Origin of the sequence: Pseudomonas sp. 3-2 (genome assembly GCF_019710535.1) — a bacterium.
Lineage (GTDB): Bacteria > Pseudomonadota > Gammaproteobacteria > Pseudomonadales > Pseudomonadaceae > Aquipseudomonas > Aquipseudomonas pharyngis.
In genome coordinates this window covers 5,220,797-5,234,614 of record NZ_CP081200.1, presented here as the reverse complement: position 1 = coordinate 5,234,614, position 13,818 = coordinate 5,220,797, and the positions used below count along the sequence as shown (strand labels likewise).

Annotated in this window: 11 protein-coding genes; 7 read left to right on the top strand and 4 right to left on the bottom strand. The window is 61.3% G+C overall.

Going from position 1 to position 13,818, the window contains the following annotated elements; genetic code table 11:
- Positions 1-93 precede the first annotated feature (93 nt).
- From der to K3819_RS23650, 3 genes are all read left to right on the top strand, one after another.
- Entirely contained in the window at positions 94-1,566 is a 1,473-nt protein-coding gene (der, locus tag K3819_RS23660; RefSeq protein ID WP_007956675.1) for a ribosome biogenesis GTPase Der, read from the top strand.
- Positions 1,567-1,685: 119 nt separating this feature from the next.
- Entirely contained in the window at positions 1,686-2,834 is a 1,149-nt protein-coding gene (locus K3819_RS23655) for a pyridoxal phosphate-dependent aminotransferase (protein ID WP_085610919.1), read from the top strand.
- The gene (locus tag K3819_RS23650) at positions 2,822-3,613 is read left to right on the top strand and encodes an amidohydrolase (RefSeq protein WP_221398059.1); all 792 of its coding nucleotides are present in this window, start codon (positions 2,822-2,824) and stop codon (positions 3,611-3,613) included. Before K3819_RS23655 ends, K3819_RS23650 begins: the two co-directional genes overlap by 13 nt.
- Positions 3,614-3,815: 202 nt before the next feature.
- On the opposite strand, the gene leuA is transcribed toward K3819_RS23650, so the two are convergent.
- The 4 genes from leuA to K3819_RS23630 all read right to left on the bottom strand — a co-directional run bounded on the left by leuA (position 3,816) and on the right by K3819_RS23630 (position 8,941).
- On the bottom strand, positions 3,816-5,495 hold the full coding sequence (leuA, locus tag K3819_RS23645) for a 2-isopropylmalate synthase (RefSeq protein ID WP_064599237.1): 1,680 nt from the start codon (positions 5,493-5,495) through the stop codon (positions 3,816-3,818).
- A 343-nt stretch (positions 5,496-5,838) separates the two neighbouring features.
- Positions 5,839-6,660 carry a peptidoglycan DD-metalloendopeptidase family protein gene (locus K3819_RS23640; RefSeq protein ID WP_221398058.1) on the bottom strand — a complete coding sequence of 274 codons (822 nt, stop codon included), beginning with the start codon at positions 6,658-6,660 and terminating at the stop codon, positions 5,839-5,841.
- 3 nt (positions 6,661-6,663) lie between these two features.
- On the bottom strand, positions 6,664-8,043 hold the full coding sequence (xseA, locus tag K3819_RS23635) for an exodeoxyribonuclease VII large subunit (RefSeq protein ID WP_007956669.1): 1,380 nt from the start codon (positions 8,041-8,043) through the stop codon (positions 6,664-6,666).
- A 10-nt stretch (positions 8,044-8,053) separates the two neighbouring features.
- Complete coding sequence (locus K3819_RS23630) at positions 8,054-8,941, bottom strand: LysR family transcriptional regulator (RefSeq protein ID WP_221398057.1); 888 nt, start codon at positions 8,939-8,941, stop codon at positions 8,054-8,056.
- A 100-nt stretch (positions 8,942-9,041) separates the two neighbouring features.
- Between K3819_RS23630 and K3819_RS23625 the strand changes: the two genes are divergently transcribed.
- The 4 genes from K3819_RS23625 to guaA all read left to right on the top strand — a co-directional run bounded on the left by K3819_RS23625 (position 9,042) and on the right by guaA (position 13,783).
- A complete protein-coding gene (locus tag K3819_RS23625; protein WP_074691031.1) occupies positions 9,042-9,809 on the top strand; it encodes a sulfite exporter TauE/SafE family protein in 768 nt (255 codons plus the stop codon).
- A gap of 163 nt (positions 9,810-9,972) precedes the next feature.
- Positions 9,973-10,521, top strand: a complete 549-nt coding sequence (locus K3819_RS23620; RefSeq protein ID WP_085610914.1) for a sugar ABC transporter ATPase — start codon at positions 9,973-9,975, stop codon at positions 10,519-10,521.
- A 115-nt stretch (positions 10,522-10,636) separates the two neighbouring features.
- Entirely contained in the window at positions 10,637-12,106 is a 1,470-nt protein-coding gene (guaB, locus tag K3819_RS23615; protein ID WP_011335798.1) for an IMP dehydrogenase, read from the top strand.
- A 99-nt stretch (positions 12,107-12,205) separates the two neighbouring features.
- Positions 12,206-13,783 carry a glutamine-hydrolyzing GMP synthase gene (gene guaA / locus K3819_RS23610; RefSeq protein ID WP_064599229.1) on the top strand — a complete coding sequence of 526 codons (1,578 nt, stop codon included), beginning with the start codon at positions 12,206-12,208 and terminating at the stop codon, positions 13,781-13,783.
- Positions 13,784-13,818 lie beyond the last annotated feature (35 nt).

The window sequence follows — 13,818 nt, the reverse complement described above, 5'->3', positions numbered from 1 at the left end:
AGGGTTTGCAGCACCCACGGGTGTTGCCCCGAGCACCAGCCGCTGCCTCGCAGCGGCTTTTGTATTTTCTGAAATAACGAAGTGGAGAGCCGCATGGTTCCCGTAATCGCCCTGGTGGGCCGACCGAACGTCGGCAAGTCCACCTTGTTCAACCGCCTGACCAGGACTCGTGACGCCATCGTCGGCGACTTGTCCGGTCTGACCCGTGATCGCCAGTACGGTGAGGCCAAGTGGCAAGGGCGTTCCTACATTCTGATCGACACCGGCGGTATCTCCGGTGACGAGCATGGTATGGACGAAAAAATGGCCGAGCAGTCGCTGCTGGCCATCGAAGAAGCGGATGTCGTTCTGTTCCTGGTAGATGCCAAGGCGGGTTTCACTGCCGCCGACCAGATGATCGCCGAACACTTGCGCAAACGTAACAAGCGTTCCCACGTGGTGGCCAACAAGGTCGACAACATCGACCCGGAAATGGCCCGCGCCGAATTCGCCCCGCTGGGCATGGGCCACGCGATTCCGATCGCCGGCGCCCACGGTCGCGGCATCACGCAATTGCTGGAAGCCGCCCTGAGCGACTTCCCGCGCGACGATGACGAGCCGGCGGAAGGTGAAGAGGAAGAAGTGGTCGCCGAAGGCGAGGAAGCCAAGCGCATTCCTGGTCCGAGCGAAAAAGACGGGATCAAGATCGCCATCATCGGCCGGCCGAACGTCGGCAAGTCGACCCTGGTCAACCGCATGCTCGGTGAAGACCGGGTAATCGTCTACGACCAGCCCGGCACCACCCGCGACAGTATTTACATCCCGTTCGAGCGTAACGACGAGAAGTACACGCTGATCGACACCGCCGGTGTACGCAAGCGCGGCAAGATCCACGAAGAAGTCGAAAAATTCTCCGTGGTCAAAACCCTGCAGGCGATCAAAGACGCCAACGTGGTGATCTTCGTGATGGACGCCCGCGAAGGCGTGGTCGATCACGACCTCAACCTGCTGGGCTTCGCCCTTGAAGCAGGTCGTGCGCTGGTGATCGCGATCAACAAATGGGACGGCATGACGCCAAGCGAGCGCGACTTCGTGAAGGTCGAGTTGCAGCGTCGGTTGTTCTTCGTTGATTTCGCCGATATCCACTTTATCTCGGCACTGCACGGTACCGGCGTGGGCAACCTTTACGCCTCGGTGCAGAACTCGTTCAAGTCGGCGGTCACCCGCTGGCCGACCAGCCGCCTGACGCAGATTCTCGAAGACGCGGTCAGCGAGCACCAGCCGCCGATGGTCAACAGCCGCCGGATCAAGCTGCGTTACGCTCACCTGGGTGGTGCGAACCCGCCGATCATTGTGATCCACGGCAACCAGATCGAGAAAGTGCCGAAGTCGTACGTGCGCTATCTGGAAAACACTTACCGCCGTGTGCTCAAACTGGTCGGTACGCCGATCCGTATCGAGTTCAAGGGTGGCGAGAACCCGTACGAAGGCAACAAGAACACGCTGACCGACCGCCAGGTCAACAAGAAGCGTCGCTTGATGTCGCACAACAAGAAAGCCAGCAAGAAGCGCCGCGACAAGAAGTAAGGTCGTTGCGAACAGAGAGAAGGGGCGCCGTTTGGCGCCCTTTTTTTATGGGCGCCGGATGGGCTATCCTCGGGCTCTCCCGCGCCGTCGTCAGAGCCGGGGCAGAGCAGGGAACCCCGATGATCACCAGCAAGCTGCCGAATGTCGGCATCACTATTTTCACGCAGATGTCTCAGCTCGCGGCGCAGACCGGAGCGATCAACCTTTCCCAGGGTTTTCCCGATTTCGACGGCCCGCAGGCACTGCGCGACGCAGTCGGTCGACACATCGCCAGTGGCCATAACCAGTATTCGCCCATGACCGGCCTGCCGGCGCTGCGCCAGCAGATTGCGGCAAAGATCGCCCGCAGTTATGGCGCCAACGTCGATGCCGACAATGAAGTGACCGTGACCCCCGGCGCCACCCAGGCGATTTTCTGTGCGATCCAGGCGGTTATCCACAGCGGCGACGAAGTCATCGTGTTCGACCCGGCCTACGACAGCTACGAGCCGTCGGTGGAACTGGCCGGTGGGCGCTGCGTGCATGTGCAACTTGGGCTGAAGGATTTCTCCATCGACTTCGACAAGCTCAGCGCAGCCTTGAGCCCGCGCACGCGGATGATCATCCTCAACACCCCGCACAACCCGAGCGGTGCATTGATCAGCCGTGCCGAGCTGGATCAACTGGCGGCGTTGATCCGTGACCGCGACATCTACGTGATCAGCGACGAAGTCTACGAACACCTGGTATTCGACGGCGTGCCGCACGTCAGCGTGCTGGCCCATGAAGAGCTGTATCAGCGCGCCTTCGTGGTCAGCTCGTTCGGCAAGACTTATCACGTCACCGGCTGGAAAACCGGCTACGTCGTGGCGCCGCCGGCCCTGACGGCAGAGCTGCGTAAAGTGCACCAGTACGTCAGTTTCTGCGGCGTGACACCGTTGCAGTACGCCCTGGCCGATTACATGGCCGAGCATCCGGAACACGTTGAAGAGCTGCCGGGTTTCTATCAGGCCAAGCGCGATCTGTTCTGTGATCTGCTGGCGCCGTCGCGATTCAGTTTCACCCGGGTCACCGGCACCTATTTCCAACTGGTTGATTACTCGCAGATTCGCCCCGATCTGAACGATGTCGAGATGGCGATGTGGATGACCCGCGAGCACGGCGTGGCGAGCATTCCGGTGTCGGTGTTCTACCAGAATCCACCGCAAGGCCAGCGTCTGGTGCGCCTGTGCTTTGCCAAACGTGAGGAGACGCTGCGGGAAGCGGCGGCCAAACTATGCGTGATCTGAGTGCGTTGCCCGATCTGAATCTGGCGCTGATCCAGACCAGCCTGGCCTGGCATGATCGTCAGGCCAATCTCGAGCATTTCGACGTTTTGCTCGAACAGGCGCGCGGTGCCGACCTGATCATCCTGCCGGAAATGTTCACCACCGGATTTTCCATGGAATCCGAAACCCTGGCCGAAGCCGAAAACGGCCCGACCAGCAAATGGCTGCGGGCCCAGGCGGCGAAGCTGAACGCGGTCGTCACGGGCAGCGTGATCATCCAGGCCGCCGATGGCAGCCACCGCAACCGTTTGCTGTGGGCGCGGCCGGACGGCGAGGTGCTGCATTACGACAAGCGTCACCTGTTCCGCATGGCCGGCGAGCACAACCACTACACCCCCGGCGAGCGCCAGGTGCAGTTCGAGCTCAAGGGCTGGCGGGTGCGGCCGCTGATCTGCTACGACTTGCGCTTCCCGGTGTGGAGTCGCGACGCTCAGGACACCGATCTGCTGCTGTACACCGCCAACTGGCCGGGTGCGCGACGGCAGCACTGGAACCGGTTGCTGCCGGCTCGGGCCATTGAAAACCTTTGTTATGTGGCGGCGGTCAACCGGGTTGGAACCGATGGCAAGGGTTTTGCGTATACCGGCGACAGTCAGGTGCTGGATTTCCAGGGCGAGACGTTGCTCGCGGCCGGAGAGGCGGACGGGGTGTTCAAAGTGGTTCTGGAAGCGGGTTCGCTGGCGGCTTACCGCGAGCGGTTCCCGGCGAATCTGGATGCCGACACCTTCGAGTTCACCTGACATTTGCAGAGTCTGCAAAGGCCTTTTCGCGGGCAAGCCCGCTCCCACAGTGTTCTATGGTGTGCATGAGTCTGGGGTGCACCCGCGTTCTCTGTGGGAGCGGGCTTGCCCGCGAAGGGGTCATTACAGACAGCACTAAAATGGCAGGCAAAAAAAGGCCCCGGAGTTCGCACTCCGGGGCCTTTCGTATTGCAGCGGTCAGTTACGCCGCTTTCGCTTCCGGCTGGCTCAGCGAGCGGTTCAGCGCGCTGAACAGGGCCTTGAAGCTGGCGGTGGTGATGTTTTCATCGATGCCCACGCCGTGCACCGCACGTTCGCCGTTCACACGCAATTCGATGTAGGCCGCCGCCTTGGCGTTGGTGCCCGCGCCAATGGCGTGTTCGTTGTAGTCCATGATCTCCACCGGAATCGGCAGACCGGCCACCAGCGCTTCCAGCGCGCCGTTGCCCTTGCCGCGCCAGTGCAGGTTGGTTTCGCCCTGACCCTTGCTCGCCACTTCCACTTCGACGGCGCTGTTGCCGTTTTCTTCCTGCAGGCGATGGCTGACCAGCGCGTACGGGGTGTTGGCTTGCAGGTATTCGCTGTGCAACAGCGCGTGGATTTGCTGGGCAGTCATCTCCAGGCCCAGGCGGTCGGTTTCACGCTGCACGACCTGGCTGAATTCGATCTGCATGCGACGTGGCAGGCTGATGCCGTATTCCTGCTCCAGCAAGTAGGCGATGCCACCCTTGCCCGACTGGCTGTTGACGCGGATCACCGCCTCGTAGCTGCGGCCGATGTCGGCCGGGTCGATCGGCAGGTACGGCACTTCCCACAGTGCATCGGATTTCTGCTGGGCGAAGCCCTTGCGGATCGCGTCCTGGTGGGAGCCGGAGAAGGCGGTGTGCACCAGGTCGCCGACGTATGGGTGACGCGGGTGAACCTGGATCTGGTTGCACTCTTCGACGACTTTGCGCACGCCGTCGATGTCGGAGAAGTCCAGTTGCGGGTCGAGGCCCTGGGTGTACATGTTCAGTGCCACGGTCACGAGGTCGACGTTGCCGGTGCGCTCGCCGTTGCCGAACAGGCAGCCTTCGACGCGGTCGGCGCCGGCCATCAGGCCCAACTCGGTGGCGGCCACGCCGGTGCCACGGTCGTTGTGGGTGTGCAGGCTGATGATCACGCTGTCACGACGATTGATGTTGCGGTGGAACCACTCGATCTGGTCGGCGTAGACGTTCGGCGTCGCGCATTCAACGGTGGCCGGCAGGTTGAGGATGATCTTGTGCTCAGGCGTCGGGTTCCAGACCTCGATCACCGCGTCACAGACTTCCTTGGCGAATTCCAGCTCGGTGGCGCTGAAGGTTTCCGGCGAGTACTCGAAGGTCCACTCGGTGTCCGGCTGCATGGCGGCGTATTTGACGAACAGCTTGGCAGCGTTGACGGCGATGGCCTTGATCCCGTCCTTGTCCTGGTTGAAAACGATGCGACGGAAAGAAGGGGAGGTGGCGTTGTACAGGTGAACGATGGCTTTTTTCGCCCCGCGCAGGGATTCGAAAGTGCGCTCGATCAGGTCTTCACGGCCCTGAGTCAGCACTTGAATGGTGGTGTCGTCCGGGATGTGGCCGTCTTCGATCAAAGTGCGCACGAAGTCGAAGTCGGTTTGCGAAGCAGCCGGGAACGACGCCTCGATTTCCTTCACGCCCACTTGCACCAGGGTTTTCCAGAAGCGCAGTTTTTTCACCGCGTCCATTGGCTCGATCAACGACTGGTTGCCGTCACGCAGGTCGGAGCTGCACCAGATCGGCGCGGCATTGATGGTTTTCGACGGCCAGGTGCGGTCCGGCAGGTTGATCACAGGAAACGCGCGGTATTTCGAAGACGGGTCTTTGAGCATGCTCATCGGGAAATTCCTTATTGTCTGGGCCGAAAAGAGGCGGCCTGCCGGTGTAACGAACGTTCTTGGAAAAGCGTGGGACGAGGCGCAGCGATTCAGCCCGGCAGTCGTGCGCTGACGAGGCACAGGCTGCGGTGCTGGCGAAGCTGAATGAGGGTGTGAGAGGTTTTCATGCCCTCAACCCTAACCGCGAGGGATGAGGATGGCAAGCAGTCGGAAAAAATTGAGAGGAATACCCGGAAAGCGGTTTTTTCCGAGATTTTATTCTTGAAATCGCGCTTATTGTTGGCCGGGATTGCGCGGACCATTCGTCGTGCGCAATCCCTGCTGGTGGGGGTTCAGACTGAAATCAAGGCTGGAAAGCCCCAATGAAAATCGCCGGATCGACCCGCGCATCGTTCAGGCTGACGTTCCAGTGCATGTGCGGCCCGGTCGCCCGACCTGTAGCGCCAACCTTGCCCACCACCGCACCGCGCGCCAGTTGCTGGCCGTTCTGCACATCAATCTTCGACATATGGCAGAACATGCTGATGAAGCCCTGGCCGTGGTCGACGAACACGGTGTTGCCATTGAAGAAGTAGTTGCCGATCAGGATCACCTTGCCCGCCGCCGGGGTCTTGATCGGTGTGCCCGCCGGCACCGCGAAGTCCAGACCTGCGTGCGGATTGCGCTCTTCACCGTTGAAGAAACGGCGCACGCCGAACTTGCTCGACAGCGGCCCGTTGACCGGCTTGTCCAGCAACAGGTTGCTCGGCGTGTTCGGGCTGAAGCTGCGGTAGGCCTTGATCTGCTCGGCCAGTTCGCCCTCGATGCGCTTGAGGTTGGCCGGGTTCGGGTTGACCTGCTGAGTGTTCTTCAGGGTGATGTGCTGTTCCGGGTATTTCTTGTTACCGACATTGAAGTTGAGGTTACGTCCGCCACTGCTGATCTGCTGAACGCCGGGTTTGACGGTCAACGGAACGCCGACAATCGCCAGCCAGTTGTTCTGCTCCTTGACCACCAGCACCGGTTTGCCCTGATACGTGGCTTTAGGCGCTTGCGCAGCGGTCCCCAGATCGACGACCGCCACGCCGCCCGGCACCGGTTTGTTCAGCAGGCGGGTGATGTAACTGTCGGCGTGGGCGTTGAAGGTCAGGCACAGGAACAGCAGCGGAGCAAGAAAACGCGGCATGGATCAGTCCAGTAAAGAGAGAGTGACAGGCGTCAGGTGATTGTCCTCGACGCGCACTTGCAGTTCGCCTTCGCCCAGTCTGGCCTTGAGGCGCTGGCCGGTGTGAGTCTGCGCGGCGTTGCGAATCGCGTTGCCGCGCTCATCCAGAAGAATGCTGTAGCCACGGCCGAGAGTCGCCAGCGGGCTGACCACGTGCAGGGTCTGCATCTGGCTTTGCAACTGCAGGCGACGGCGTTTCAAGCCTTCGTTCATCGCGCGTGGCAGGCGCTCGGCGAGGCTGTCGAGACGCTGGCGCAACAGGGCCAGCTGGCGTCCCGGATGCTGCCCGGCCAGGCGGGTTTCCAGGCGGATCAGGCGTTCACGACGGGTATTGAGCTGGCGCTCGAACGCCCGACGCATGCGCATGTCCAGATCATCCAGGCGCTGTGCCTGTTGACGCAGACGCTCGCCAGGATGGCGCAAGCGGCGGGTCATGCCTTCAAGGCGCAGGCGATCGCGCATCAAGCGGTCACGCATGCGCATCACCAACCGGCGATGCAGGCTTTCGACCTGCCGGATCAGATGGCTGGAATCCGGGGCAAGCAGTTCAGCAGCAGCGGACGGCGTCGGCGCACGCACATCCGCCACGAAGTCACTGATCGACACATCGGTTTCATGGCCGACTGCGCTGACGATCGGCGTGACGCAGGCATCCACCGCCCGGGCCACCGCCTCTTCGTTGAAGCACCAGAGGTCTTCCAGCGAGCCGCCGCCACGGGCCAGGATCAGCGCGTCGAACCCACGGGCATCCGCCAGTTTCAGGGCGCGGACGATCTGCGCGGTGGCTTCGCGGCCCTGAACGGCGGTGGGAATCAGCGTCAGTTGCACCTGCGGCGCGCGGCGGCGGAACACGCTGATAATGTCGCGAATCACCGCGCCGGTCGGCGAACTGATGATGCCGATGCGCTGCGGGTGCGCCGGCAGCGGCACCTTGCGCTCGGCACTGAACAGGCCTTCGGCGCTGAGCTTTTCCTTCAAGGCATCGAAGGCCAGGCGCAGGGCACCGTCACCGGCCGGCTCCACGGTGTCGAGGATCAGCTGATAGTCGCCACGCCCTTCGAACAGCGAGACCTTGCCGCGCACCTTGACCGCCAGGCCATCCTTCAGCGCCTGACGCACACGCGCCGCATTCTGGCGGAACAGCGCGCAACGCACCTGCGCGCCACTGTCCTTGAGCGTGAAATACACGTGGCCGGACGCCGGGCGGGCGAGGTTGGAGATTTCGCCTTCGACCCAGATGTTGCTGAACACGTCTTCGAGCAACACCCGCGCGCGGCCGTTGAGCTGGCTGACGGTCAGGACTTCGCGGTCCAGGCCGAGTCTTGCAAAGGGATCTTTAATCATGGGGCGCAGTTTAAAGGCATTCGCCGGTGAATGTCTGGAGGAAGTGTTGCACCAGAGGTGTGGGATTTTGCCGAGAAGCGAGGGCGACGATGCTCTGGCAATCGCTGGTCAGCGGCAGAAATCTCACGCCGGCGGGCGCGATGTCCTGCATCGATTCCGGCAACAGAGCAATGCCGAATCCGGCCTGGATCAACTGCAATTGCGTGGTTTTGCGCGACATCACCCGCGCAGCCTGAGGGAAAAAACCGTGACGCATACACAGGTCGGCGCACAAATAACTCAGCCCGCCGCGCTGCGGGTGCGGGATGGAAATGAATGCTTCGTCTTTCAGTTGCGCCAGGTCGACTGCCTCCGCCAAAGCCAGTCGATGATCCGCCGGCACGGCAAGCAGCAAACGTTCGGTGTAGAGCGGCACAATCTGAACGCCCTCGCGCTGGCGCAGCACCGGCAGCCGCAGAAGGCCGATATCGAGGCGGCCCTCGGCCAGTTCTTCAAGTTGTGCTTCCGAGGAGAGCGAGCCGATGTCCAGCGAAACGCCGGGTTGCTGCTCCAGATATGCGCTCATGTCGTGCAACAGTCGGCCGCTGATCGGCACGGTGCTGGAGTGACAAAGGCGCAAGGTGCCGCGCTGGCCCTGGCCAATTTCCGAGGCCAAAGTGCTGGCCTTGTTCAATTCATTCAGCAGGTTTTTCGCCCGGGGCAGGAACGCTTCGCCAGCGGCGGTGAGCCGGGGCTGGCGTGCGGTGCGTTCGAACAGCGGCGTTTGCAGGCGGGTTTCCATGTCCTTGATCTGCCGGCTCAGCGCCGACTGAGCAATGAACAGCCGTTCGGCAGCGGCACTGAAGCTGCCGCTCTCGGCGATTTCCACGAAGTAGCGCAATTGGCGGGTTGAAAGCACGAGACATGCCTTTTCGAGATGGCTTGGCGGTTTCGATGATATTAGTCGCAACCCTCGGCGCTGGCTAAAGTCATCGCAGGCTTATAAAGGAAGCGAGCGAATGAGCGTGGCGGGGTTGTTGAGCGAATGGTCGTGGGGCGCGCAGGGCTGGGTGGTGATCGGGTTGGCCATCGCGTTGGCCTACATCGTGTTCGGGATTGCCGGTTTCGGTACCGCATTGGTGGCCGGGCCGATCCTGATTCTGTTCATGCCGCTATCGAAAATCGTGCCGTTGCTGGTGCTGCTGGATTTCGTCGCGGCGTTCGGCAACCTGCTGCCGTCGCGGCGCGACGTGGCTAAACCGGAATTGCTGCGGCTGTTGCCGTGCATGGCGGTGGGCTGCACGCTGGGGGTGATTTTCCTGCTCAACCTCAAGTCCGATCTGCTGTTGCTGCTGATGGGGTTGTTTATCAGTGCCTATGCGATCTACAGCTTGTGGATCAAGGCGCGACCGGCGCAGTTATCTGCTGGGTGGGCGTTGCCGATGGGCACGGTGGGCGGTTTGTTCGGGGCGTTGTTCGGCAGTGGCGGCTTTCTTTATGCGATCTACCTCAACAGCCGACTGCCAAAAGACGCGGCGCGGGCCACGCAAAGTGCGCTGATCAGTTGCAGCACGGTGGTGCGTTTGAGCCTGTTCGCCATCGCCGGGGTGTATGCCGAGCTACCCTTGTTGATGCTTGCGCTGTGCCTGTTGCCGGCCATGGCGCTGGGCTTGTGGGTCGGACGGCGGCTGACCATGCGCCTGTCCCGCGAGGCCTTCGTGCGGCTGGTGACCTGGCTGGTGCTGGCGAGCGGGATTGCGCTGATCGGCCGCTATTTAAGCACTTGACCTGAGTGGCTCAGGGATTAAGCTGCCGGCCTTTAGGGCCTCTTCGCGGGCAAGCCCGCTCCCACAGATTTCTCAGATGTACACAGGATGTGTGAGCGACTGAGAACCTTGTGGGAGCGGGCTTGCCCGCGAAGGCGTCAGAAGCCATACCGCAGGACTTTTCATGAATTCGCAGAGCATCATCGTCCCGAAAATCTCCAACCTGCCGGTGCACGAGCCCCGCGCTCGGGCGATTCTGCGCTGGCTGGTGCGCAAGAACATCGTCAAGGAAGAGCTGAGCACTTGCGGACGTACCGGCAATCGCATGGCCTACGCCATCGCCGATGGTGCCCGTGCGGTGGTGCTGTACCCCGAGGCGCTGCCGTTCGGCGAGCCGATCAACGGTCTCGAGGTCATCACCAAGCGCTGCATCTACACCCCGGCCAAGGGGTTTCTCGAAGAAGCCGGTTGTGCCGAATGCCGTCAGGAAATCGGCGAAGCGCTGTTCGAAAGCCTGGAAGACTGGATGCCGGGCCGCACCGATAACTTCACCTGCCCGGAATGCGGGCATGAGGACGACATCAACGGTTTTCTGTATTTGCAGGAGTGCGGGTTTTCCAACCTCGGTTTCATCTTCAACAACTGGCTGGAGGCGGGGTTCAAGCAGAGTTTCATCGACGAATTCGCCGATTGGCTGGATCAACCGGTGAGCTGGGTCAAGGTCGAGTTGTAGGGGGCGTTTTTCCCGTACATCAGCAACATTGATATAAGACAAGTTTTACATTGAGCCCGGTAGGGTGTCTGAGTATAATGGCGCGCTTCCATTTTCCCGCTCGGGAGCCCCCGCGATGCTGCGTATCAGCCAAGAAGCTCTGACCTTCGACGACATTCTCCTAGTGCCCGGTTATTCCGAGGTGCTTCCTAACGAAGTCAGTCTGAAGACCCGCCTTACCCGTGGCATCGAGCTGAACATTCCTCTGGTTTCTGCCGCCATGGACACCGTCACCGAAGCCCGTCTGGCAATCGCCATGGCTCAGGAAGGTGGCATCGGCATTATCCACAAGAACATGACCATCGAGCAGCAAGCTGCCGAAGTTCGCAAGGTCAAGAAGTTCGAAGCCGGTGTGGTCAAGGACCCGATCACCATCGAGGCTGACGCCACGGTTCGTGATCTGTTCGAACTGACCCGCATGCACAACATTTCCGGTGTTCCGGTGCTGCACGATGGCGACCTGGTCGGCATCGTCACTTCCCGTGACGTACGTTTCGAAACCCGTCTGGATGCCACCGTTCGTGAAGTGATGACGCCGAAAGAGCGTCTGGTCACTGTTCGCGAAGGCGCCGACAAGAACGAAGTCCGCGAGCTGCTGCACAAGCACCGCCTGGAAAAAGTCCTGATCGTCGACGACAAGTTTGCCCTCAAAGGCATGATGACTGTCAAAGACATCGAAAAAGCCAAGGCCTACCCGCTGGCCAGCAAGGACGACCAGGGTCGTCTGCGCGTTGGCGCTGCGGTCGGTACCGGTAAAGACACCGGTGACCGCGTTGCCGCTCTGGTCAATGCCGGAGTGGACGTGGTGGTGGTCGACACCGCTCACGGTCACTCCAAAGGTGTGATCGACCGCGTTCGCTGGGTCAAAGAGAATTTCCCTGAAGTGCAGGTGATCGGCGGCAACATCGCCACCGGCGCAGCCGCCAAGGCCCTGGCCGAAGCCGGCGCCGACGCGGTCAAGGTCGGTATCGGCCCTGGCTCGATCTGCACCACCCGTATCGTCGCCGGTGTCGGCGTTCCGCAAATCAGTGCCATCGCCAACGTCGCCGCTGCCCTTGAAGGCACCGGTGTTCCGTTGATCGCCGACGGCGGCATCCGTTTCTCCGGTGACCTGTCCAAGGCCATCGTTGCCGGTGCTTCCTGCGTGATGATGGGCTCGATGTTCGCCGGTACCGAAGAAGCGCCGGGCGAGATCGAACTGTTCCAGGGCCGTTCCTACAAGGCTTATCGCGGCATGGGTTCGCTGGGCGCCATGTCCCAGGCTCAAGGTTCCTCCGACCGTTACTTCCAGGACTCCTCGGCAGGCGCCGAGAAACTCGTTCCGGAAGGCATCGAAGGCCGTGTTCCTTACAAGGGCACCCTGAGCGCGATCATCCACCAGTTGATGGGCGGTCTGCGTTCTTCCATGGGTTACACCGGCAGCGCCAACATCGAAGAAATGCGCACCAAGCCTGAGTTCGTGCGGATCACCGGTGCCGGCATGGCCGAATCCCACGTTCACGACGTGCAGATCACCAAGGAAGCGCCAAACTACCGCGTAGGTTGAGGCTTCAAGCAAAACGTTAAATGACCGGGGCTGTTTTATTCAGCCCCGAGTCGTTTCTGAATCAAGACTGTTTCTGAATTATTTAGACGAGACTGAATCATGGCCCTCGACATTCACGCTCACCGCATCCTGATCCTCGACTTCGGTTCGCAATACACCCAACTGATCGCCCGCCGCGTGCGCGAGATCGGTGTGTACTGCGAACTGCACCCGTTCGACATGGACGAAGATGCGATCCGCGAATTTGCGCCAAAAGGCGTGATCCTCGCCGGCGGTCCCGAGTCCGTGCACGAAGCCAACAGCCCGCGCTGCCCGCAAGCGGTGTTCGACCTGGGCGTACCGGTCTTCGGTATCTGCTACGGCATGCAGACCATGGCCGAACAACTGGGCGGCAAGGTTGAAGGCTCCGAGCTGCGTGAGTTCGGTTACGCCCGCGTTGACGTGGTCGGCAAGAGTCGCCTGCTCGACGGCATCGAAGACCATATCGACGCTGACGGCCTGTTCGGCCTCGACGTGTGGATGAGCCACGGTGACAAGGTCACCAGGATGCCGAGCGATTTCCACATCCTGGCCAGCACCCCGAGCTGCCCGATCGCCGGCATGTTCAACGACGAGCGCGCCTACTACGGCGTGCAGTTCCACCCGGAAGTGACCCACACCAAGCAGGGCGGTCGCATCCTGTCGCGCTTCGTGCTGGACATCTGCGGCTGTGAAGCCCTGTGGACCCCGTCGAAGATCGCCGAAGACGCCATCGCCAACATCCGCGCACAGGTCGGTACCGACAACGTGCTGCTGGGTCTGTCCGGCGGTGTGGATTCCTCGGTGGTTGCGGCGCTGCTGCACAAGGCCATCGGTGATCAACTGACCTGCGTCTTCGTCGATAACGGCTTGCTGCGTCTGCACGAAGGCGAGCAAGTGATGGCCATGTTCGCCGAGAACATGGGCGTCAAGGTGATCCGCGCCAACGCCGAAGACCAGTTCCTGAACAACCTGGCCGGCGAAGCCGATCCAGAGAAGAAGCGCAAGATCATCGGCCGCACCTTCATCGACGTGTTCGATGCCGAATCCTGCAAGCTCGACAACATCAAGTACCTGGCCCAGGGCACCATCTACCCGGACGTGATCGAGTCGGCTGGCGCGAAAAGCGGCAAGGCCCACGTGATCAAGTCGCACCACAACGTGGGCGGCCTGCCGGAAGAAATGAACCTGAAACTGGTCGAACCACTGCGCGAACTGTTCAAGGACGAAGTCCGTCGTCTGGGTCTGGAACTGGGCCTGCCGTACGACATGGTCTACCGTCACCCGTTCCCGGGTCCGGGCCTGGGCGTGCGGATCCTTGGCGAAGTGAAGAAGGAATACGCCGACCTGCTGCGTCGCGCCGACCACATTTTCATCGAAGAACTGCGCAAGGCCGACTGGTACCACAAGGTCAGCCAGGCCTTCGTCGTGTTCCAGCCGGTGAAATCGGTTGGCGTGGTCGGCGATGGCCGTCGTTACGCCTGGGTCGTGGCCCTGCGTGCGGTGGAAACCATCGACTTCATGACCGCCCGTTGGGCACACCTGCCTTACGAATTGCTGGAAACCGTTTCCGGCCGCATCATCAATGAAATCGAGGGTATCTCGCGCGTTACTTACGACGTGTCGAGCAAGCCGCCGGCGACGATTGAGTGGGAGTGAGCCCGCGCCTCGCCCTCTAGAATTCAAGGTTGGAT